We start from the raw sequence: 22222 nt of genomic DNA, 5'->3' as shown, positions 1-22222 counted from the left end.
CAATTGGCAATAATTTACATCGCCTTAATTTTGTTTTTTTAATATAAAAATTTAAATACAAAAATAAAGATGTCACAAAAAGCACTCCCTAAAATATTGATCACTGGCGCTACAGGTCAGGTCGGAAATAAAACAATCAATTTTCTTTTATCAAATTCTGACGTAGAAATTATTGCAGCAGTACGAACGTCAGAAAAGGCAAAACCTTTTACGGCATTAGGCATCAAAACAGTAATACTTGATTTTGATGATAAAAATACACATTTACCTGCATTAGAAGGCATTGATCGCATTTTGATAGTGACAGGTTATACTGTTGATATGCTTCGCCAAAGCAAAGTTTTATTAGACAATGCCAAAAAAGCAGGAGTAAAGCACGTAGTACATTTGGGCGCTTGCGGGCCAGATAACACTACTGTCGGACATTGGGCATGGCATCAGTTGGTAGAACGTTATATAGAGTGGTGTGGTTTTACATTTACGCATTTGCGTCCTGAAACTTTTATGCAGAATTTGCTCAGTTATGGAGGTAAAAAAGCGATTACAAACGGCGTAATAAATGCATATATTGAAGGCGCACGATTGAGCTGGGTTGATGTAGAAGATGTGGCTCAGGTTGCTGCGATCGCATTGCAAAATCCTGAATTGCATTCTGGAAAAACATATCGATTAGGATATGATGCCTGTTCGTTTGATGATTTGGCTGTAAAAATGACTTCAATAATTGGTAAACCTTTTCGTTACGAAGCGCTTTCTCCCGAAATATTTCTTCAAAATATGATTGAAGCTGGTGCAGAGATGGCTTATATGGGCTGTGTTTATGAACATTGGAAGAGATATGCAGCTGGAACAATTCCAGGTGCAGATGAAACTTTTGATAATTTTGAAGGAATTACAGGAAAAGAGCCCACAAAATGGAATGACTTTATCGAAAAACATAAAGCAGAATTGAATTATTAGAAATATTTGCAAATAAAAAAAGCCTTCAAAAATTACATTTGAAGGCTTTTTTTATAATTAATAACTCAACTTTTAAGTTGAAAAAGTCAATCCTTTAGCTTTAAAACTGCTAAATAAAACTTGACGAGCACTGCTGACAGACTCTTCGGTACGGTAAATACTGCACCAGAATTTTATTAGTAATTTATATTTTCCATCAGAAATTGCAGTGTAAAAAATTTGCGGTGTTTTAGTTGTATTTACTAATGCTAAACTTTCAAGAGCCTGCATTACAGTTGCATTTATATCGTCTGGAGTTGTTTCACCACTTATTTCTATTGAAATTTCTACAAGTTTAAAATTGTCTGTATACGTCCAGTTGGTGATGTTTTGTGATAATAAATTTCCGTTCGGAATAATAATTTCAGCACCGTTTGGAGCATTAATTTTAGTTGTACGCAATCCCATTGATTTTACTCGGCCAGATTCTGAACTGATTTCAATTACATCTCCAATCTGGATGGGTTTGTCAAAAATTAATATGACTCCAGAAACAAAGTTATTTACCACATTCTGAAGTCCAAGCCCAACACCCACACCTAAAGCACCCAAAAGTATACTCAATTTATCTAACGGCATTCCCGAAGCGGCAACAGCTAAAAGATAACCTCCAATTAAAACAATAAGTCTTGTAATCAATAGCTTAGAGTGTTGTCTTTTATTAACGTTTTCTTCGTTTTCATCATCAATTTCACCAAAAAAGTAAGCCACATATTTTTGAAGCAAATGAGCAATCCAAATAATTATAAAGAAAAGTACAATATTTCCTAAGGTAAAAGTAATGCTTCCGATAGTATTAGGATGACTTAACAGCGAACCTAAAGAAGAACGAAGTGATTCCCAAACATTTAAATTAGAAGCAATTACAACAAGCCACATATAACTGATTACAATTATAAAAGGCTTTTTGAGTGTTTCAGATAAATTTTCGTGATCAAAAAGCTTTTCGAAACCACGTTTGATTCGCGTTGTATAGATCTGTAAAATAATAATTTCTAAAATTATTTTAAGAAGTACACTCAAAGCAATTATTTGCGTAAGCGAAATAAAAGCAGTCAAGCTCAACATATTCGAAAGAGATACTCTACCAAAAAGATTGTGAAGTATCGATAATCCGTTCAATGCAATAAAAATAATGCTGGCCCATTTAAAGAATCCTTTTATATACAACTGATCTTTAATGCTTTTGATTTGAACCAAACCATAGCGAATTCCAAAAACATTAATGATAATAAAAGCACAGCGCTGTATAAGCCCAACTTCTATAAATAAATCAAGGAAGCAGAGGGTAAAAAACAATCCTAAAAGAATGATCCAATTTCGCATTGATTTTTTTGACCATTTATCTTTGAAAAGAAGGGTCAGAATTCCAAGTAAAATAAGATGAAGCAATTCCAAGAACATTGCAGGAGAATATAAATTACTGACTACTGCAATATTAAGTCCGATTACTAAAACGGGAAGCAATACACCTCTGTTTAAATATTTAAAGTTAAACTGAGCTAAGTTTTCAGAATATCCGTTGGTTCTCAGGTATTTTAAATTACGCGAAATATACCACGCCAAAAGTCCCATAAAGAAGATTAAGGCAATCAAGCCACCAGTGCGATAACTCAAATAGTAGGCAGCGACATTTTCTTCGATAACAATTTTAGCTCCAATATTTTGTGCTGTAGTTTTTTTCGGAATAGAATCATTAATACTCCATAAAAAAGGATATTCTTTATGCAGCATGCTTATTCCTGATTTTTCAAGGTGGTTTTCCACTGTAATTATAGCATTCGAAACTGCAATTTTTCGTTGTACAGTAATCCTTTTTTTGGTGTTCAGAATTCCTTGATTTTTAGTCATCAAGCTATCTGTACTCAGGTATTTCTTTTTAAGATTTGCAAATTCTCTTTTAAATTGCTTGCGTCGAATCGTATCTTTTATAAGAGCCATCAACGTTTTGTCTTTGCGCAATTCGATAAATCGGCCTTTAATTTTTTCGAGATTTTCGTTTCGTAAATTAATCGCAGCATTTTGCTCGTCTAATTGCAACTGAATCTCTTTTAGAACCGTGTGATACATTTGCTGATTGCGCACATTTGGGTTGGCGCCTTTCAAACTTGCTAAAATGAGGTCGAGTTTGCTTTGAGTTCTTTTGATTTCGCTAAACAAATGATGCGAAGCACTGTCAAAATCAGCATCGTTGTAAGCAGATTCCATTACTTCGCCAGCTTTTTCTATAGCCATTAAATAATCGCTGTCTGTAGTAGTTTCTTCAAATAATTTTGAGCGGCTTTCTTTTTTTTGCGGCTGCGTCTGCGAGTAGGAAAGAGGCGCGAAAAATAATGCAGTCAGTAAGGCGAATAAATAGAGATAACTTCTTTTTTGAATCATAATTTAAAGAATAAATTTAGGGTCTTCAAATTTAATTTTTTTTAATCGACTTCCGTGTTATAGTGAAGAAATAATGTAAAATAGTTATAAAGATATTTTGAACTTTAAATAGATTATAAATCAGGGCGACTTTGAATCTTTCAGAAAAAAAATCTATTAAAATTTAGCCTTAAATTTTTTGATTTTGAAGTTTTTTGATTTGATAACTTTCCCATTATCTGTAATCATAATACAGCTGTATTCAGGATATTTTTGAAGTAAAAGCAATCCTTCTTTTTGACCCAAAACCATAAGGGAAGTACTGAGCCCGTTTGCTGTTTCGGCATTTGGACCAAAAACAGAAACACTGCACAAGCCAGTTGCAGGATAACCCGTTGAAGGATTTATAATGTGTGAATAGCGCTTGCCATTAAAAACAACAAACTTTTCATAACTGCCAGAAGTAGTGACAGCTTGCTCTTCTAAGGGAACAATTGCCAAAAGTTTTTCAGGATCAAACGGATTTGTAATACCAATTTTCCAAGGATTTCCGTTAGGCTGTTTTCCCCACGTGCTCATATCGCCAGAACCGTTTATAATTCCAGCTTTAATGCCTTTTGCAATCATCATGGCTCTACATTTATCGGTTGCGTAGCCTTCGCCTAAAGCACCGAAACCAATCTTCATTCCTTTTAATTTTAAGAAAATGGTCGATTGAGCACTGTCTAAAATAATGTTTTTAAAACCAACTTTCTCTACCGATTTTTTTATGGCTTCCGCCGAAGGCATCTCGGTCATTGATCCGTCAAATTTCCAGATTCTGTCCATTGCCGCAAAGCTTACATCGAAACCGCCGTTTGTTATTTCAGATAATTTTATAGCTCTTTGTGTGAGTTCAAAAACTTCTCGATCAACTTTCACGGGTTTGATTCCTGCGTTTTGATTCACTTCAGAAATTTGCGAAGTTGGTTTCCAATCTGAAATTAAATTTTCAATTCGGGTAATTTCGGCAATGACAGCCTCTATGTTTTTTTCCGCTTCAAGCGTATCATTTGCAACGATTGTAATATCAAAACGTCCTCCCATAAGCAGTGTGGTTTTTTTTCGTAAAACCTGCGCGTTGCTTAATGAGCTGCTCAGTATTATAAAGAGAATAAAAAACTTATAAAGCGTTTTGTAATTCATGGCTATAAAAATTTTAATAACAATCGGTAAGTATTTGATTGTTTTGCTTATAACTTGAAAAATCTTTATTTCCGTTTAAAAGACATAAGTTATTCAAAATCGATTCTACATCTTTTTGCATCGCAAGCGAACCGCAAATCATAATTACGCCGCCGTGATCTAATAAATCTGTAAAAAATAATGCATCGCGTTTTATTAAATCCATTACATAAAAATGTTCTGCTTCGCGCGATAAAGCCAAATGAAAACTCTGAAGCTTTTGTTTCGCTATCATTTCTGATGTAAACTTTTTGTAACCTACAACAGTTTCAGTTTCCATTCTAAAACCCGAATATAAATGAGTTTCAACTTTTTTCTTATTTTGTTCGATCATTCCAAGAAAAGGAGCAATTCCAGTTCCATTTGAAATGAGCGCCACTTTTGATGCTTTTTTAGGAAAATGAAAAGCATGATTATTGATAATTCTCGCTTTGATACTATTTCCTGGTTTAAGTTCATTTAAAAAACCAGAACCCAATCCGTGAGGATGTAATTTTACAACCAATTGGATATTACCAGAATGATATCCAATAGAATAAAGGCGTTCTCGTGTATCGTTTGCCGGATATATAGCCAATAAATCTCCTGATGTAAATTTAGCCCGCATATTGGCGCGTAATGTAACTAAGAAAGTCTGCTCTGTTTCTGAAACTACAGTTTTATCTAGAACCATCAATTTTTGCAAGCCTTTTGGAACGTGATTGTAAACAGACGGCGTCGTTGATAATGAAATACCTGCTTTGGTACTCCATAATTTTATCCAATTTACAAATTCTTGTGCGGATTTATCGTTTACTGTTTGAACATCTAGAAAACGTTCAGCCCAATTTTGAGCCGCTAAAAGCGTATCAATTTCAAAAGCAAAAGCACAAAAATCAGGATAAGCTTTTGAACCAAAACCCACTACAGAAAAGTTGATATTTTGCTGCTGATTGTGTTTCTGTAAAAGCGATAAAAATTTACTTCCGTTAGATGGAGCATCTCCCAAACCATGTGTAGATGATAAAACGATAATATGCTCTGCTTTTGGGAACACAGTATAACTGTTTAATTCTGCAATAAAAGCCTTTTGTCCGTGATCGATTAATTGTTTGAGAATTGCATTGGCAAAACGCAATGTACTTCCGTTCTCAGAACCAACTAATAAAATGAATTTACTTTCATTAGCCTTGAATTTATTTTTGATTCTGCTTGATCTTCTTTTTAATGTAATCGCAAAACCTGAGTAAATAAAAAAGAGAATATTTAAACAGGCAACCGCTAGAATTAAAGCCCACACAGCGTTTATTCTTCCGGTATGAAGGTCAAGACTAAAGTCTGCAAATTGAACAGTTATCGGCGACCGTTTCTCTGTAACCACAGCGCCTGTAATCTGATTGACTTCGATTTCGCGGTCCTTTAATTCAATTATATAATATTCCTCTGGATCATCTGTAAAAGGAAATTCGATTTTTTTTACATCTGATAAAAGTGTAGTTTTAAAGATAGAAGTTTTTTTGGCTTCCGCCGAAAGTTCTGTTTTTACGGGTTTCGTTTTTTCCTCACCCATGAAAAAATGAAATCTTTCCAGCGATAAATACGTTCCTGTAAGTGCTATAATCAAAATGGGAATTAAAGCCAATCTTCCTAAAACAACATGGTAATATTGAGCAAAATACTCTTTGATTACTTTCGAAAAGAAATTACGGATTCCTCTTTGCCTATTCAAAACTAGAGCAAAACCAGAAATTGAAATCAGCAGCAATAAAAACGAAATTACACCAACAAAAAAGCGTCCAGCTTCATGAAGAAATAAAGATCGATGAAAACTCGTCACCCATTGAATAAACTCACTTTTTTTTACTGGAGTTCCTAATGCTTTTCCTGTTTTTGGATCAATGTATGCGTTAATATCATTTCCATCCTCATCGATAGCCTTAAGCGTTACAAATTGATTGTAATCTACACTGAGCTCCGTAATTTCAGGATATACCTTTTTTAACACAGGCAATGTTTCTCCCAAAGTTATTTGATTGAAATTTTCTGCCTTATATGGAAGTGTTTTTTCCTGAACAGCATCGACTGCGAGAATGATACCCGTTACAGATGCCAAAAGCAGAAACAAAGAAGAAAACAAGGCTAGAACCAAGTGTGTGTAACGCCAAAAAGAAAGAGTCATGTAATGTAAGCTATTGAGATATGATCAAAGATTTAAGCTTTGTCAAAGTTTAAATCTTTGACAAAGCTTTATTTAGCAGAAAATAAAAATTAAATTTTACTTAATCTGACATAGCGAATATAGCCTTTTCCTTCTGTTTTATCAGCAAGACCTTCAGTAGTAAGCGGAATTTCTAAATCGCTAACATAATATTTTTGGTCTTCCACTGCCGATTCAAATCGCAATTTGTATCCCTTGTTAATTTTAGAATCTTCAATTTCAATTGTAGTAACACTGCGGTCTCCGCCAGTGACAGATGCTCCTGTTTTTGCACTGATATCAGCAGGTTTCGCAGTCTGAAATTTATTCCATTCTTTCAATGATTTGTACCATTTTTTATCGTCGCCCATTACGTAAAGTGTTTTTTCGTATTCACCATTTGGTTTAATAAGCGAGACTACAATATAAGCACCTTCTCCCATATAATTTGCCATCTGAAGCATGCATTTGTATTTGCTTTGCGCCGAAGCTTGAAAAGAAATAAGGCAGATTAATGAAGCTGTAAGCGCTATTTTAAATATTGATTTCATTTTTTTTAATTGTGAGTTGTGAATTGTGAAATGTGAGTTGTGAAATGTAAAATGTAGTTTTTAGATTCGAAATGATTAGTTTAACATAGCATTTCACATTTTACATTTTATTTTTTACTAAAAAACTATTTTAAAAATTCGATTGAAACATTTTGTTTTGTCAGAGATTCGTTTTCTTTTGCTAAAGCATACGCGCTTTCATCAAATTCTGTTGTAATTTCTTTTTTGGCACCAATTGAAAGCAGGTATTTTAAAACAGCATCATCTTTAGCAACCAATGCTGCTTTATGCAAAGCAGTTAAACCATCTTTGTTTTTAGCATTTACGTCGATATTCAAATCGGCTAATTTTTTCAGTAAAGATAAATCGTTTTTAGCTGCTGCAAAATGATATAAAGTGCTTCCGTCTTTTTGTTGAGCAGCCAAGTTTAATCCTTTTTCTTGAAGCAATTTTTCTTTAGCAGCAAAAGGGTCCTGTTTCGGATCTGGTCTGTAAGATTGTACCAAATACACGCCTAAATTATTGCCATCTTTGTCAGCAACATTTACATCAGCACCTTTTGATAAAAGCAAGGCAACTGCTTCAGGCGTTCCTGATTTTACAGCAAATATCAAAGCTGATTCTCCTTTTGTATTTTTTAAATTAATGTTTTTTGCTATTGGCAATAATTGCTCTAAAGCACCATTTTCTCTAGCTCCTGCAGCGATCATAAATGGAGTATTTCCTTCTTTATTAACTTTATTTGCATCGACACCTTTCGCCAAAAAATAGCTGATAATTTCTTTTTGATTTGGTTTTGCTGCCAAAAGATGCAATACATTCTCGCCAGATCTGTTTTCTGCAGTTGGTTTAATTTTTATTTCCTCAACTAAAAATTTATACGCTTCAAGCGAAGTTGTTTCTCTTCGATTTCCTTGTGTCGCGATCAAAAGAGCATTGTCCGTATGTTTTACTTTTCTTTCTAATAATTTTTTCAAAAGCGCAATATTTCCTGTTCTGGCAGCATAATCAAAAGCTGTATTTCCGTTATTGTCAACATCTTTAAGAGAAAGTCCTTTTGTTATAAGATAGTCGGTAAGTGTCAAATCTTTATCAGACGGAATGCCTAAAAGCAATAAATTTTCTCCGTCTTTGTATTTTTTCTTCGGATCTATTCCAGCTTTAAAAAAAGCTTCGTAAAGTGCTGGATTGTTTTGTCCATTACTGGCAGCAAAAGCAACTGGAGTAGTACCGTGACTGTCTTCTAAATTAACATCAGAGCCTTTTGCAATTAAGTATTCTACCAATTCTGTATTTCCTCTGTAAGCTGCCCAATGCAAATAAATACGATTATCATGTGTCATTTTATTTACTGGATTTCCAGGCTGATCTAACAAGAACTTTATAGTTGCTGCTGGAGCATCGTTATTAATTGCAAGAACAACAACATCAAAAGCATTTGCATTGGCTTCAGCTGGATTATTTCCTTTTGCTATTTCAGCTTTTACAGCCTCTGTATTGGGAGCTGTTTTCCAAAAAGAAGCTTCTAATAAAGTATTTTTTTGTTGTGCACTAACAAATAAAGTAGCGGCTAATGCTAAAGAAACAAGGATATTCTTTTTCATATTTTGGTTTTTACTGTTTTAAATTAGTTCTATCTTTTTTCATTTAATCAAAATTGACTTTCTTAATCAATTCTATTTAGAATAAATAAAAATAGCGCAAATGTAAAAATTATTATTAGTAAATCAACCTTATTTATACGAGAAAATTCAAATTTAAGCTGATTTTAATCAAGTTTTTTATTTGGCTTCATTTTTATCCTTAGAAGCAAAAATCTTATAAAGGTTTAATCCAAATCAAAATTATTTTCGAGCATACAAATTAAACTGTAGGCATTTTTTAAAATTGATTTGTTGAAAGGTATATAATTCGCATAAAATATTAAATTAGTACCTCAATAAATTGAAGTTAGATAACCAAAAACAATCTGGAAATGGAGAATATTACAGTAATTATAATGTTGCTATTTGGAGTTGCTTTCCTGAGCCTTATTAGTAAGCGATATAATTTTCCGGTACCAATTGTGTTGGTGCTTTGCGGTGTAATAATCAGTATTATTCCAGGACTTCCAATTATTACTTTAAATCCCGATGTTGTTTTTATTATTTTTCTTCCACCTCTTTTGTATCACGCAGCATGGTACACCAGCTGGTTTGAGTTTAAACAAACTATTCGACCGATAACACTTGCTGCTGTCGGATTGGTTCTATTTACTACAATTGCAGTAGCGATTGCGGCACATATGCTGATCGAAGATATTTCTTGGCCGTTAGCATTTTTGCTGGGCGCAATTGTTTCGCCTCCAGATGCAGTTTCTGCAACTTCTATTACAAAAGGATTAGGTTTAAATCCGAGACTTATTGCCATTCTTGAAGGCGAAAGTCTGCTTAATGATGCAAGCGGACTTGTCGCTTATAAGTATGCACTAACAGCCATCGTTGCTGGCAATTTTGTGCTTTGGCAGGCTGGATTGAACTTTTTTATCATGTCGACATTAGGAATTGCTATTGGTTTAGTCGTGGGATATGTAATGAGTATTATTCATAAAAAATTCGTTTGTGATGATATAATTGAAGCCACATTAACACTTTTAACACCTTTTGCATCTTACTTAATTGCAGAACATTTTGAATGTTCAGGTGTTTTAGCCGTTGTAACAACAGGACTGTATCTCTCAGCAAGATCTGGAAGTATTTTTACGCACGAGAGCCGCATTATGACCAACACAATTTGGAGTATTTTGACGAGTATTTTAAATGGTTTGATTTTTATATTGATAGGATTGCAGCTGCGTCACATCATTTCTGGAATTAGTAATTATTCTGGAAGTTCATTATTTATTTGGGGAGCGACTGTAAGTTTAGTGGTAATTTTGGTGCGGTTTTTATGGGTTATTCCGGCGACTTTGCTTCCGAGATTCCTCAGCAAAAGAATACGGGAGAAAGAAGAATTCGATTATCGAAACATGATTATTTTTGGCTGGTCTGGAATGCGCGGCGTAGTTTCGATGGCCGCCGCTTTGGCATTGCCTTTAATGTTAAATGAAAAAGAAGAATTTCCCTTTCGCAATCTGATTATTTATTTGGTTTTCTGTGTCATACTTTCCACTTTAGTTATTCAGGGATTAACGCTTCCGTGGCTTATTAAGAAATTAAAATTACAGCCGTATTCTATTTTGGCAGAAGAATACGAGATTCGGAATATAATTGTTTCACAAACCATTACGCATATAGAAGACAATTTCTCGCTATTGAATGATGATTTACTTCACAACATCAAAAGCAAATATGAAGTAAAGTTTAACCGTTTGCAGAAGACAGAACTTCCGGCCAATTTTTTTGGAAAAGGAAATGTAATGGGAGGGGAAATCTTCAATGATTTCACCAAATTGCAAATTGATTTGCTGAATGTAGAGCGCGCAAAATTAGAGCTTATGCACAAACAGGGTTCAGTTAATGAAGAAATTTTCAGAAAGATAGAAAAAGAGTTAGATCTCGAAGAAACCCGTCTTTATATGGAAATGTATGAAGATTAATTGATGTAAAAATTAGATGATTTGATAATTTTGTGAAGGTGGAAGTTGCATTTTAGAAAGATATAGTGTCGTAAAATACCTTATATTTACATTTCTTATTTACTTATTTCATGGAAGAGAATAAACACGTAACGATCTACGATATTGCTGAGAAACTTAATTTGGCGACCTCTACAATTTCAAGAGCTTTAAAAGATCACCATTCTATAAGTGACAAAACCATAAAAAAAGTCAAAAAGACGGCAAAAGAAATGGGTTTTGTTCCTAACACTTTGGCTGCAGGTTTGCGTGGAAATAAAACCAAAACAATTGGAGTTTTGATTCCCACTGTAACACAGCCTTTTTTGTCTTCATTAATTAGCGGAATCGAAATTACAGCACAAAAATCAGACTATTCAGTTATTATTATGCAGTCGCACGATTCGTATTCTGAAGAAGTAAATATGGCTAAATCTTTATACAGCAACCGTGTAAGCGGCGTTATTTGTTCTTTAGCAATGGAAACAAGAGATACATCGCATTTTGAGCAATTTTCAAATAATAATATTCCATTAGTTTTTGTCGACAGGGTGCCAAAAGATTACAATACTTTTAGAGTAGTTATTGATAATTATTCTGCAGGATATAAAGCTACCAAACATCTTATAGATCAAGGCTGTAAACGCATTGCGCATTTGGGTGCGGGCGCTGAATTCGGTAATTTATATAATGAAAGAAAAAGAGGTTATGTTGAAGCTTTAAAAGATGCTAATTTGCCTGTTTTAGACGAACTTATAGTTGATTTAAAAGCAGTAACTTATGAAGAAGGCGTAAAAGCCAGTACTAAGTTATTTAATCTAAAGCCAATTCCGGATGGCCTTTTTGCTTCTGGAGATATTATCGCGGTGAGTGCATTGCAGACAGCAAAAAAAAGAGGCATAAAAGTGCCAGAAGATATTGCGATCATTGGATTTAATAACGACCCAATTTCTGAAATAATAGATCCTAATTTATCTACAATTACGCATCCCGCTGAAAAAATGGGAAAAGCCGCCGCAGAAATTATAATAAAAAATCTAAAGTCAGTTAGAGAAAATGATGTTCAGGAAATAACTTTTCTGAATACAGAAGTACTTGTTCGTGAATCTTCAAATAGAAAATAAATTTAAATTCAATCCCATCAAAGACGATATTTTAGAATTGCAGTTGATGAATAGAATTCAAAATTAAAATTATATTTAGAAATAAAATAAAGCCCCGAAAAACAAATTTCGGGGCTTTTTATATTGATTTTATATTGAATTATATCTTATTGTCAACTGCAAAACAAGTTCTGTCTATAGTCGAAAGCAATAATGCCGCAGCGGCGCTGGTTAAAACTGAATAATCAAAAGGTGCTTTTATAGAAACTGAAATTGCCATAGAAACAGCAAAAATCAACATAAGACAAGCTGTGCCAAAAGCAGTAATTCGAGTTCTGAATCCGGCGAATAACAACAAGCTGAATAAGATTTCAAAAAAAGTAGCAATTCCGCCTAGAATTTCGGCTACAGGCTTGCTTGCAAAAGGATTAAGGGTATGCGTATAAATTACAAAATTCTCCCAATTTCCCCAGGCTACTCCGGCAGATCCGGGCGCTCCCCAAAGTCCAAATCGGTCAGCTACTGCTGATAACATGGTGATTCCTAAAACAATTCTTAAAATTAAACCGGCTTTTGCTGTGGTTATGCTTTTCATTTATAATCAATTTTAATTAATATTTGATTTGGGATTAAAATTGAATACTTACAAAATTACATTTTAAACCCATCATCTTTGTCTTTGAAAGCCCAAGTTGCCATAGCTTCGATAACAGGCAGTAAACCAGTTCCTGAAGCGCTTAAACTGTAAGTTACAAAAGGAGGAACTACAGGCTTTGCTTCTCTAATAACGATATTATCAGCTTCTAATTGTTTAAGATGCTGAATTAACATTTTTTCAGTTATGGCTGGAATAGCTCTTTTTAATTCGCTATATCGCAAACTTCCGTTAGAAAGCTGGTAGATGATAATGGGTTTCCAATAGCCTCCAATTTTATCCATTACATAAGTTACAGGGCATTTTTCTAAAGCATATTGCTTATTTTCCTGAATAGTCGATGATTCTTTAATTGCTGTCATGATACATACTTTAGGGTAAGTACTTGTATAAAAGTAAGTACAAATATACCTTTGTTTCAGAAATAAAAAAATAAATAGATATGAAAATTACAATTTCAGGTTCACTAGGAAACATAGGAAAACCATTAGTTAAAAATTTAACTGCTTCAGGACATCAAGTAACAGTAATAAGCAACAGTGCTGATCGAATTGAAGAAATAGAAAAATTGGGTGCAAAATCAGCAATTGGATCAGTAAGCGATGCCAATTTTTTGAAAAATGCATTCAAAGACGCAGATGCAATTTTTGCGATGACACCTCCAAATTTGGGAGGTTCTAATGTTATAGCCAATACAATAGAGGCGGGTCATGCTTTTGCAAAAGCAATTGAGGAAGCCGGAGTAAAAAGAGTTGTTATGTTGAGCAGTATTGGTGCTGATTTGCCAGAAGGAACTGGACCAATTGCAGGACTTTATAACATTGAAAACATTTATAAAAAGTTAGAAAACACCTCTGTAACTTTTCTTCGTGCAGGATTCTTTTTTACCAATTTATTTAATGATGTACCGATGATAAAAGGAGCTGGTATTATTGGAGCGAATTATCCGGTAGATGTTGAAATTCCTTACATACATCCTGAAGATATTGCAAATGCAGTGGCAGAAGAATTAGTAAAAACACAATTAGGGACAAACATCCGTTATATTGTAAGTGACGTTCGTACGCCAAAAGATGTAGCGGTTACTCTAGGTACAGCAATTGGAAAACCAGAACTGCCATGGATTGAATTTACCGATGAGCAATCTCTAAACGGAATGATACAAGCTGGATTGCCAGAAGAAATGGCCAATTTGTATACCGAAATGGGATCAGGTTTACGAAGCGGTAAAATTGCTGCAGATTTTATAGAAAATTATAAAGCTATTGATGGAAAGATTAAGCTTGAAGATTTTGCTAAGGAATTTGCTTCAAAGTTTTAATCTTTAAAAAAATGCTGTAAATATAAATAGGGGAATAGAAACTAATCTATTCCCTTTTTTATATTAATTAATCTTGTTTTATTTGGCAGTTAAATTTAGAGAGACTGTTTGCATATCTACGCTGCCAGCATAACGTTCTGCCCAAATTTCAATATAATCTCCAGTTTTCAGTTGCACAGTTCCTATAATTGGCAAAGCCATAATACCAGCAGAAGAGAAAAGTCCACTGCTAGGTTTGCCATATACTTTTGTTTCAGTAAGTACTGTACCGTTTTTTGCTATATAAAGAATTATTGTTGCATCAGCACTTGTTTGATATGAAACTGAAGCAGCTACCTGAAAATATCTTGCTTTGTTTCCTCTATACGTAATTCTGTTATTTCCGTCTTTTGTAAAACGAAATAAACTATTAGATGTAGTAGTACCCAGAACTTTAGTTCTGCTTCCTGTTCCTGTGCCACTAAATGTAGTTGTTACACCACTACCAACTGCTGCATCTAAATTAATATCACCGGTAGAATCGCCATCACCTTCACGAGAGATACCTGGTGAATCTACTGTCCATGCAAGGCTAAAAAGATAACCAGGATAAGTCGATGCTGCAGCATAACCTTTAACATAACCAGAAGGAGCTGTCGTAGTTCCTGAAAAAACGGTACCCAGCAAGATGCCTGTTCCTACGGTAAGACCAGCAGTACTGACATCTAATGCAACATCGGCTGCATCAACAGTGCTAAAACCGCTATTTTTTTGTATTAGTCCAAATGTGCCAGTAAATGTTTCAAAAGTACCATTATTAGAACTAAACCAGGCTTGATTGCTTAACAGTAAACTGCCAATATTAGAATACGTCATTCCAGTGGTGTTGTTTATAAACTGAACGATATTCCCGAAGTATAATCCTAAACCCGAAATATTTCCAACACTTGTTGTCATCCCATCTATAACCGTATTTTGAACCAAAAGAGAGGTAGCTGTTGCGACTCCTGGACCCGTAATATCAAAGGCTTTTGTTCCTTTTAACGTAACATTCCTGATACTGCCGCCTGTAGCTCCTTGAAAAACAACACCTGTAGATGAAATAATGTCTTCATTCGTATCTTGCCCAGCAACATACGCATTGTTTAAATTTATTGGGTTGCTTATGCTGATTGTTCCATTTATTTCATACAAGGTATTCGACGTTAATAAATAGACAGATCCTCCTCCTGCGGTAAGTTCAGGTGCTAGATCTGCAGAAGATTTTACACGTTTAAAATTAGTTCTTCCGTTTGTTCCATTTAAAATAGGCATCCAAGCCGCACCAGTAGAAGAGTAGTAATAAAACAATTTTAAATCTGTATCATACACAAGCAATCCATCTGCTGGAGTTGTTATGGCAGTTCTTTGAGTAGTTGTCATTCTCGGCGCCAGCATTCCTTTAGTAGTAGAAGTAATGTCCAGTACTGAACTGGCATTTGGTGTTACGGTACCAATTCCTATTTGTGCATTTCCGATAAAATTTAAAAAAAGAAAAAACAGCAGTAAAAATGGCTTATAATTTTGAAGAGCAGGTTTAGTGATCATAATTTCTAATATTAGTTAATGATTTTTTTATGATGTATCTTTATTTTCCAGAATTTGAAATGATAATTTTTTCAGTGAATCTTTGATTATCAATAGTTAAGAATTCGGTTAAGTAAACACCGCTGCTTAAGCCACTGGTTGAAAATGTGTAATTTTCTTCGGTTTCCAAATCTTTCTTAGACAATACTGTTTTGCCTAAAACATCATAAAGCCTAAATGATTTTAATGCTAGATTGCTAGGATTTGAAACCTTTAAAGTGCTATTGGAATTATCTTGATTTACGTAAAATTGTTTTATAACATTGTCACCTACACCCAGTGTTCCGCTATTTTTAAAAGCAATCTTAAATCGGTCAGCATAAATTCCTGGAGGAACAGTCACTTCATATGTTGCATTTTTGATATCGTGATAGGAATTGTCTAAGGCATCATACAAATAAACCATCTGCGAAGCATTGAAATTTATGAATTCAGGTATATAAAATTTAAACGTTGCAGTTGAAGCCGCTTTTACATTAAGTGCAATTTTTTTTGTTTCATCAAAACTAACGCCCTGAATGACATAACTGCCATTTTCTATCCAAAAGGTCACATCATTTGGGAGCGCATCATCCATATTTAATGCATCAATACCATAATCTATTCCGTCAGTTGCTTGTGGTACAAAAGCCAACGCCAATTGTCTGGTAAATTGATTGTCAATTATGGTATTAAGTTTAAAATGAGAAACTTCTTCAACGATGTCTTCATTGTTTTTTTCCGCTGAATCTTCTTTCTTGCTGGTTTTTTCTTCTGGTTTCTTTTTTTCAAATTGAGACGAGCCGAAACTTTCTTTTATAAAAACTCGATGACTATTTTTAAATGTTGCTGTACCGCTTGCAGTTGCACTAATAACAAAGCCTTGACCAATAGGACAATATCGTCTATTTATTACAAGTCCAGATGTTGATCCTACATTGTTTACTGATCCATCGGGTTTATAAGAATTGAAGAATGCAGCAACATAAACACCTGAAGAAGTTAAGTCTACTGGAGAATAGGATCCATAACCGCCTCTGTAATTAATTAAGGTATGAGAGTTAACCGTTTTATCTTGTTCCCAAAAGTACGCAATGCCTCCAGTGGCTGTATTAGAAGGATCTAAGAGAAAAGCATTTAAGTGCAAAGCCGATGGATATGGGTTTCCTGTTAACGTAGCATTATTGATCCCCAGTGTAATCGTAATATTGCCATCGTTTGGTTTTCCTCTAAAATCATATCTTTGAGCACTTCCTGGATTGTTAGTAATGCCAGTTGCTTCAGGATCTAATGCATCAGTTCCGCTTGTGCCTTTCATAGAAAAACCTTCACCTGGAGCCAATGATGTTGCACTGCCAACAAAAACCCATTGCGAGTAATTATTAGCATTAACGAGCTTATAAATCCATTTTGAAGCTATTGCAAGCGGATTTGAAGTTCCGTCAGAAATGGTTGGAGCTAGAATAGCCGCTGTTGTAGAAGCAATCGAAGTTGTCGGACGGCTTAACATCGTAATTCCAAAATATTCGTTTCCTGAAGAAGCCGAAGCATTTCCAACAGGAGAACACCAATAATTATAATCATAATTATCTGATGTGCCTTCCTGATATACAGATAGCAAACCGGCTCCAGTATTGGTAGATGTTCCTGTGGCACCTTGCACTAATTGCGAATTGTTTCGTAAATATAAATTTGAATTTAAAGCTAAATTCACATCTTGTTTTACATAAAGTATTTCATTTTTTACATACATGCTCGCGTTAGGACTAAAATAAATTTGTGAGAGGCATTTTGTAGTAGCGAGTATTAAAATAAGTAATGTTGCTTTCTTCATAACTTTTACTTTTAAGTATAGTAATAGATTCCAATTTGTTTCCTTTTTATTAAGCATCTCCAGATAATTTAGACTTTGGTTTCTTCAGGAGATAAAACATTCCAAGCAAAACAGCACCTGCAAACAGTATCAAAATTTGACTGTCAATAGGAACCGGATCACCGACCGGCGGAGGAATTGATTGCGGTTGAGGAGGAAAAGGAACAGCATAACTTTTAAAGGCTAAGCAAAGAAATAAGGCTGATAGGAAATTAAATTTTCTGACTTTCATATGCTAATTTTAGATTTGGGTATATAAAATTCATAAAATGTAAGTGGGGCAGAAATGACAGGTAAGAATAATTTTATAAAATAGGATTAGGATTTTATTTCGAAACCTGTATTTTGCTGTAAATGAGGTTCATGAGTTTTTTTTGATTTTAAATTAATAATAGAACATTCTGTTAATTCATAAATAATCTTATAAAAATTACTTTGTAAGTACTGCAAAAATGAGTTTTTAGCATTCTTTTAACAATTACATATTGTAGTTTAAATATGATATTTAATTAAATATACTGAAAAAATTCTTATATTTTTTAATACTATATATAATATTTTAAGTAATTTCCTATGTATGCATAGTAATTTTACTAAAACTATTTAGAATAAAGGTGAGTTGGGAAGTAAAGAATATTCTTAATGATTTAAATTCTAAACAAAAAAAAGAGCTGATTTTTAAATCAGCTCTTTTTGTTTTTATAGTAACAAGCCTTATTTCAAAATTTTTAGATTAAGAATAAAGTTTTACAAGTTTAGATATTTATACTTGCATATTATATTCAATTATTTTAAGGATGTTTTTTGGAATTTCTTCAAAAGCTTCAATAGAATAAGGCTTAATGAGATAACCTTTTACCCCCAGCAGATCACATCTTTCCTTATAAACCGGATTTATGCTTGTAGAATAGACAAAACATGGAATATTTTTGAGTCCGTCTGTATTAAGGATTTCCTGCAGTGCTTCAATGCCGTCTATAATGGGCATATTAATATCTGTGAGAATAACGTCTGGAATTTCGTTTGAAGTATTTTTTAGATAATTTAAAAGTTCTTCGCCATTTGCTACAAGGCTGACCTTTCTAAAATCAGGATTTTTGCTGAAGGTCTCGGTGATTACATCGGCGTCATCGTGATCGTCTTCGGCAATAATTATATGTAAGTTGTTTTTTTTTAACATTTTAGTAGATAGGGAAATAAAGATTAAAAGTGGTACCCTCATTCACTTGACTTTCAACAGTAATATGTCCTGAATGGTTCTCCATTATTTTTTTGCAAATCGAAAGACCAATACCATTTCCAGAATATTCATTTTTAGCATGAAGTCGCTGAAAGATAGTAAAAATTTTAAGGAGATGAGTTTTTTCCATTCCTATACCATTGTCTTTTATCTGAATCTTCAAAAAAGCATCTTTATTTTTTGAGTTTTCTGATTCAAAATTATTGGTTTCAAAAATTTGTATGACAGGAGGAATATTTGCTTTGCTGTATTTAATAGCATTTGATATAAGATTAGAAAAAAGCTGGCGCATTTGCACTTTAGATGCTTTTAATGTTGGAAGTTTTCCAATTTCAATAATCGCTTTTTTATCAGAGATTATAATTTCTAAATCATCTTTTACTTCAGAAATGATATCAACTAAATTTACTTCTGTACGTTCTTCCTGAGCCGTATGCGAAGAATACTTTACTAAATCATCAACAAGTGAGTTTAATCGCAATGCCGATGATTTCATGACATGCATGGCTTTTGCATCAAGATCTAAAAGGTTAGAAGCATTTATTCTGCCGCTGTACATAACAATTTTTCGAAGAGGTTCTTTAAGATCGTGTGAAATTACATGAATAAATTCTTCAAGATTTGCATTTATACGATTTAATTCGTTGATCTTTTCTTCGAGTTCTCTTTGATGGCGTATTAGGGCATCTTCATGTTTTTTCTTTTCAGTAAGATCTGTAATCACAATTCCAATTCCTAAGACAGCCGGCTCTAAGTCTGTAACTGCTATATAAGCAGGAAAAGTTTTTTTGTAGTTTTCAGTTTTAAATATAATTTCATGCGTATTAATACCATATTTCAAAGCTTCCATTATAGCAGAAAAATGATCCTGATTTTGGAAATAGTCATAAATGTAATTTCCAATAATTTTTTCAGAAGGTATGCCTACAAGTTTTGAGAAAAAATCATTACAATATAGTATAAGCCCGTTTCTAGAAACACTCAGTGCACCTTGTCCAAATTTCTCAATAAGAAGTCTAAATGTATAGTCGGCCGTTTCGAGTGAATAAATCTCTGGAGTCCCATTTGTATTTACTACCAGCGCATCAACATCTCCCTGCTTTATGGCATCAACAATACTGTTAGATTCATAAAGCTGCTCTTTTAATGAGGCTATTTCAGCTAATAAAGATTCAATATTTGTATTATTATCCTTCAAATTATTCACGTATGTTTAGAATTCTTAATACTTTCTCTTTGTCTGACAAATCGCCCAGAATTATTCTTCTTGGTGCAGGATTTATTTTGATTAAAGTAGGTATTGCTACTATTTGATGTATCATAGCCTGCTCGGTATCACGACTAATATCAATAATTTCTAATTCGTAATTATTTTCAAGATATTTATCGCAGATTTTGCGCAGGTTTTCTATGGCATGACCTGATTTTACAGACATACCAGAAACAAAAAGCATAAATTTATGTTTAGTTGAACTTGAGCCATCAGATGATTCGTCCATTTTTTAAGAGTTTAAGGGTTGGATATTAAGCCCCACAAGTACTCTTTCCTCATTCGAAAGATCACCAATAATCTTACGGATAGGTTCTGGAAATTTTCTCACTAATGTAGGTACAGCAAAAATCTGATCACCTTCTGCCAATTGAGGATTTTTAAGCAAATCAACAATTTCAATGCTGTAAATTCCTTTCAAATGTTCTTCGGCGTATTTTTTTATATTTTCAAGTGCCGTAATTGATTTTGGTGTCTGGCCAGCTATATATAATCGTAACTGCCATTCGGCTACAATTTCTTTTTTCATATTATTTCTTTTTAGAAGCGAGTTTTTCCTGCAGCTCTTCAGTTGCTTTAAGTATACTTAACTCTTCTTCAGCAGATTCAAACTCAGTCTTGAGCGCTTCTATGTTTGCTTCTAAGACTTTTCGCTTACGTTCAATTTCGCGGTCTTTTCGACTGATTTCATTCTGAAGCTTAATATCTGACATTGTTTTCTTGAATTGATGTGATTTTCTTGCAGCACCAGTAAGAATTCCTTGTGGTCCTAATTCGACATCTAATAATTCAATTCCTTTATTTGTAATTACAAACTCTCTAACTTGATTCGAATGTCCCATTCCTCTAGATTTTACAATGAAGATTCCACGGTTTCTTTCGCCAATTCCTTCCATATCGCGAACCGTAATCCACGTATCTACAAGTGATGATACAGATTCTTCTGCAAGATCTGGCCTAACACTGTCTGTCTGTTTGTTTAATGATGTAAAAAGCGCTGTAATATTATTTGCTTTCAGCATATCAATAAGCCTCACCAGCATCGAACGAACTTCATGTTCGCTTCCTACTGTAATAAGATTACTGATGGGATCAATAATAATTGTTGTAGGCTTAAATTCTTTAATTAGTTTTCTAAGCGTAAGCAAATGCAATTCAAGCCCGTTCAGCGAAGGTCTTGAAGAATGAATCTGCAAAATACCTTTGTCAATATGTTTCTGAAGATCAACATTGATTGATTTCATGTTTCGTACCAATTGCTGTGGCGATTCTTCAAAAGCAAAATAAATTGTTCGCTCTTTATTTTCGCATTGCTGATTGGCAAAATAACAGCCAATCGTGGTTTTAGCCGTTCCAGCGGTTCCAGAAACCAAGATATTGCTCCCGCGATAGAAACCACCGCCTTCAAACATTTCATTTAAGCCTGTTAACCCAGTCGGCACAATGTCAGAAGAAACTTCGTTATCTAATTTCAATGAGGTTATCGGAAGTACAGAAATTCCTTCTTCATCAATAAGAAAAGGATATTCGTTTGTACCATGAGTAGAACCTCTATATTTTACAATTCGAAGTCTTCTGGTTGACACCTGTTCGATTACACGATGATCTAAAACAATAACACAATCTGATACGTATTCTTCTAAACCTTGGCGCGTAAGCGTAGCTTCACCGCGTTCTCCAGTAATAATTGCTGTTACGCCTTTTGTTTTAAGCCAATGAAATAATCGTCTTAATTCTGCTCGTAATATCGCTTGATTGTCAAGGCCTGAAAATAGAGACTCAACAGTGTCTAAAACTACTCTTGTCGCTTTTATAGAATCGATTGCATGTCCTAATCTGATGAATAGACCTTCTAGATCATATTCACCAGCTTCTTCAATTTCAGATCTTTCAACCCGAACATGATCGACTACCAGTTTTTTATCAGCTTTAAGCTGCTCAAGGTCAAAGCCAAGAGATTTTACATTTAATGTAAGGTCATCCGAGGGTTCTTCAAAAGACATGAAAACTCCGGGTTCGTTATACTCTGTAATACCTTTAATAAGGAATTGCATTGATAACAAAGTTTTTCCGCAGCCGGCACCACCGCAGATTAATGTAGGACGCCCTTTTGGAAAGCCTCCATCAGTAATCTCATCTAGGCCATCTACTCCTGTAGGAGTTTTAGGAAAAATAAAACTATGTGATTTTGATTGTACTTGCACGTTTATAAATATTCTGTTTACTCAAATATACGTTTTCCTAATTTATTAACAATTAAAAATTATTAA

The 22222-nt window shown here is 34.0% G+C and carries 19 protein-coding genes; 4 read left to right on the top strand and 15 right to left on the bottom strand.

From position 1 onward, the window contains the following. The first annotated feature begins 69 nt into the window (after nt 1–69). Complete coding sequence (locus IRZ83_RS01905; protein ID WP_194566450.1) at nt 70–960, top strand: SDR family oxidoreductase; 891 nt, start codon at nt 70–72, stop codon at nt 958–960. A gap of 72 nt (nt 961–1032) precedes the next feature. Here the strand turns inward: IRZ83_RS01905 and IRZ83_RS01900 are convergent, their stop codons facing one another. The 5 genes from IRZ83_RS01900 to IRZ83_RS01880 all read right to left on the bottom strand — a co-directional run bounded on the left by IRZ83_RS01900 (nt 1033) and on the right by IRZ83_RS01880 (nt 8915). Beyond that, on the bottom strand, nt 1033–3381 hold the full coding sequence (locus IRZ83_RS01900; RefSeq protein ID WP_194566448.1) for a mechanosensitive ion channel family protein: 2349 nt from the start codon (nt 3379–3381) through the stop codon (nt 1033–1035). Between the two features lie 156 nt (nt 3382–3537). Further along, the gene (locus tag IRZ83_RS01895) at nt 3538–4545 is read right to left on the bottom strand and encodes an FAD:protein FMN transferase (RefSeq protein WP_194566446.1); all 1008 of its coding nucleotides are present in this window, start codon (nt 4543–4545) and stop codon (nt 3538–3540) included. Nucleotides 4546–4558: 13 nt separating this feature from the next. Then, nucleotides 4559–6742 carry a PepSY domain-containing protein gene (locus tag IRZ83_RS01890; protein WP_194566444.1) on the bottom strand — a complete coding sequence of 728 codons (2184 nt, stop codon included), beginning with the start codon at nt 6740–6742 and terminating at the stop codon, nt 4559–4561. 89 nt (nt 6743–6831) lie between these two features. Continuing rightward, the gene (locus tag IRZ83_RS01885) at nt 6832–7311 is read right to left on the bottom strand and encodes a DUF2271 domain-containing protein (RefSeq protein WP_029269851.1); all 480 of its coding nucleotides are present in this window, start codon (nt 7309–7311) and stop codon (nt 6832–6834) included. A 125-nt stretch (nt 7312–7436) separates the two neighbouring features. Beyond that, the gene (locus IRZ83_RS01880) at nt 7437–8915 is read right to left on the bottom strand and encodes an ankyrin repeat domain-containing protein (RefSeq protein ID WP_194566442.1); all 1479 of its coding nucleotides are present in this window, start codon (nt 8913–8915) and stop codon (nt 7437–7439) included. A 371-nt stretch (nt 8916–9286) separates the two neighbouring features. Here IRZ83_RS01880 and IRZ83_RS01875 point away from each other — a divergent pair, with 371 nt between their 5' ends. Both IRZ83_RS01875 and IRZ83_RS01870 read left to right on the top strand, forming a co-directional pair. Further along, nucleotides 9287–10888, top strand: coding sequence for a Na+/H+ antiporter (locus IRZ83_RS01875; RefSeq protein WP_029269854.1), 1602 nt, complete (start codon nt 9287–9289; stop codon nt 10886–10888). A 110-nt stretch (nt 10889–10998) separates the two neighbouring features. Next, entirely contained in the window at nt 10999–12030 is a 1032-nt protein-coding gene (locus tag IRZ83_RS01870; RefSeq protein WP_029269855.1) for a LacI family DNA-binding transcriptional regulator, read from the top strand. A gap of 139 nt (nt 12031–12169) precedes the next feature. On the opposite strand, the gene IRZ83_RS01865 is transcribed toward IRZ83_RS01870, so the two are convergent. Both IRZ83_RS01865 and IRZ83_RS01860 read right to left on the bottom strand, forming a co-directional pair. Beyond that, on the bottom strand, nt 12170–12604 hold the full coding sequence (locus IRZ83_RS01865; RefSeq protein ID WP_194566440.1) for a DoxX family membrane protein: 435 nt from the start codon (nt 12602–12604) through the stop codon (nt 12170–12172). A 56-nt stretch (nt 12605–12660) separates the two neighbouring features. Further along, a complete protein-coding gene (locus tag IRZ83_RS01860; protein ID WP_029269859.1) occupies nt 12661–13026 on the bottom strand; it encodes a winged helix-turn-helix transcriptional regulator in 366 nt (121 codons plus the stop codon). A gap of 80 nt (nt 13027–13106) precedes the next feature. Here IRZ83_RS01860 and IRZ83_RS01855 point away from each other — a divergent pair, with 80 nt between their 5' ends. Further along, a complete protein-coding gene (locus tag IRZ83_RS01855) occupies nt 13107–13985 on the top strand; it encodes an NAD(P)H-binding protein (protein WP_194566438.1) in 879 nt (292 codons plus the stop codon). A 78-nt stretch (nt 13986–14063) separates the two neighbouring features. Here IRZ83_RS01855 and IRZ83_RS01850 read toward each other — a convergent pair whose 3' ends face one another. From IRZ83_RS01850 to kaiC, 8 genes are all read right to left on the bottom strand, one after another. Further along, complete coding sequence (locus tag IRZ83_RS01850; protein WP_194566436.1) at nt 14064–15551, bottom strand: hypothetical protein; 1488 nt, start codon at nt 15549–15551, stop codon at nt 14064–14066. Between the two features lie 40 nt (nt 15552–15591). Further along, nucleotides 15592–17403, bottom strand: coding sequence for a T9SS type A sorting domain-containing protein (locus tag IRZ83_RS01845; protein ID WP_228520648.1), 1812 nt, complete (start codon nt 17401–17403; stop codon nt 15592–15594). Nucleotides 17404–17452: 49 nt separating this feature from the next. After that, the gene (locus IRZ83_RS01840) at nt 17453–17674 is read right to left on the bottom strand and encodes a hypothetical protein (protein WP_194566434.1); all 222 of its coding nucleotides are present in this window, start codon (nt 17672–17674) and stop codon (nt 17453–17455) included. A 531-nt stretch (nt 17675–18205) separates the two neighbouring features. After that, nucleotides 18206–18622: a response regulator gene (locus IRZ83_RS01835; RefSeq protein ID WP_194566432.1), complete on the bottom strand. Its 417-nt coding sequence runs from the start codon at nt 18620–18622 to the stop codon at nt 18206–18208. Nucleotide 18623: 1 nt separating this feature from the next. Then, nucleotides 18624–19889, bottom strand: a complete 1266-nt coding sequence (locus IRZ83_RS01830; RefSeq protein ID WP_194566430.1) for a sensor histidine kinase — start codon at nt 19887–19889, stop codon at nt 18624–18626. Continuing rightward, nucleotides 19882–20181, bottom strand: a complete 300-nt coding sequence (locus IRZ83_RS01825) for a circadian clock KaiB family protein (protein WP_194566428.1) — start codon at nt 20179–20181, stop codon at nt 19882–19884. Before IRZ83_RS01825 ends, IRZ83_RS01830 begins: the two co-directional genes overlap by 8 nt. 3 nt (nt 20182–20184) lie before the next feature. Next, nucleotides 20185–20481: a circadian clock KaiB family protein gene (locus IRZ83_RS01820; RefSeq protein ID WP_194566426.1), complete on the bottom strand. Its 297-nt coding sequence runs from the start codon at nt 20479–20481 to the stop codon at nt 20185–20187. 1 nt (nt 20482) lies between these two features. Then, nucleotides 20483–22156, bottom strand: coding sequence for a circadian clock protein KaiC (gene kaiC / locus IRZ83_RS01815; protein WP_194566424.1), 1674 nt, complete (start codon nt 22154–22156; stop codon nt 20483–20485). Nucleotides 22157–22222 lie beyond the last annotated feature (66 nt).

This window comes from Flavobacterium sp. JLP, assembly GCF_015350755.1.
In the GTDB taxonomy this organism is placed as follows: domain Bacteria; phylum Bacteroidota; class Bacteroidia; order Flavobacteriales; family Flavobacteriaceae; genus Flavobacterium.
Note: the sequence above shows the minus strand (reverse complement) of the source record. Positions and strands in the feature narration are given on the sequence as shown.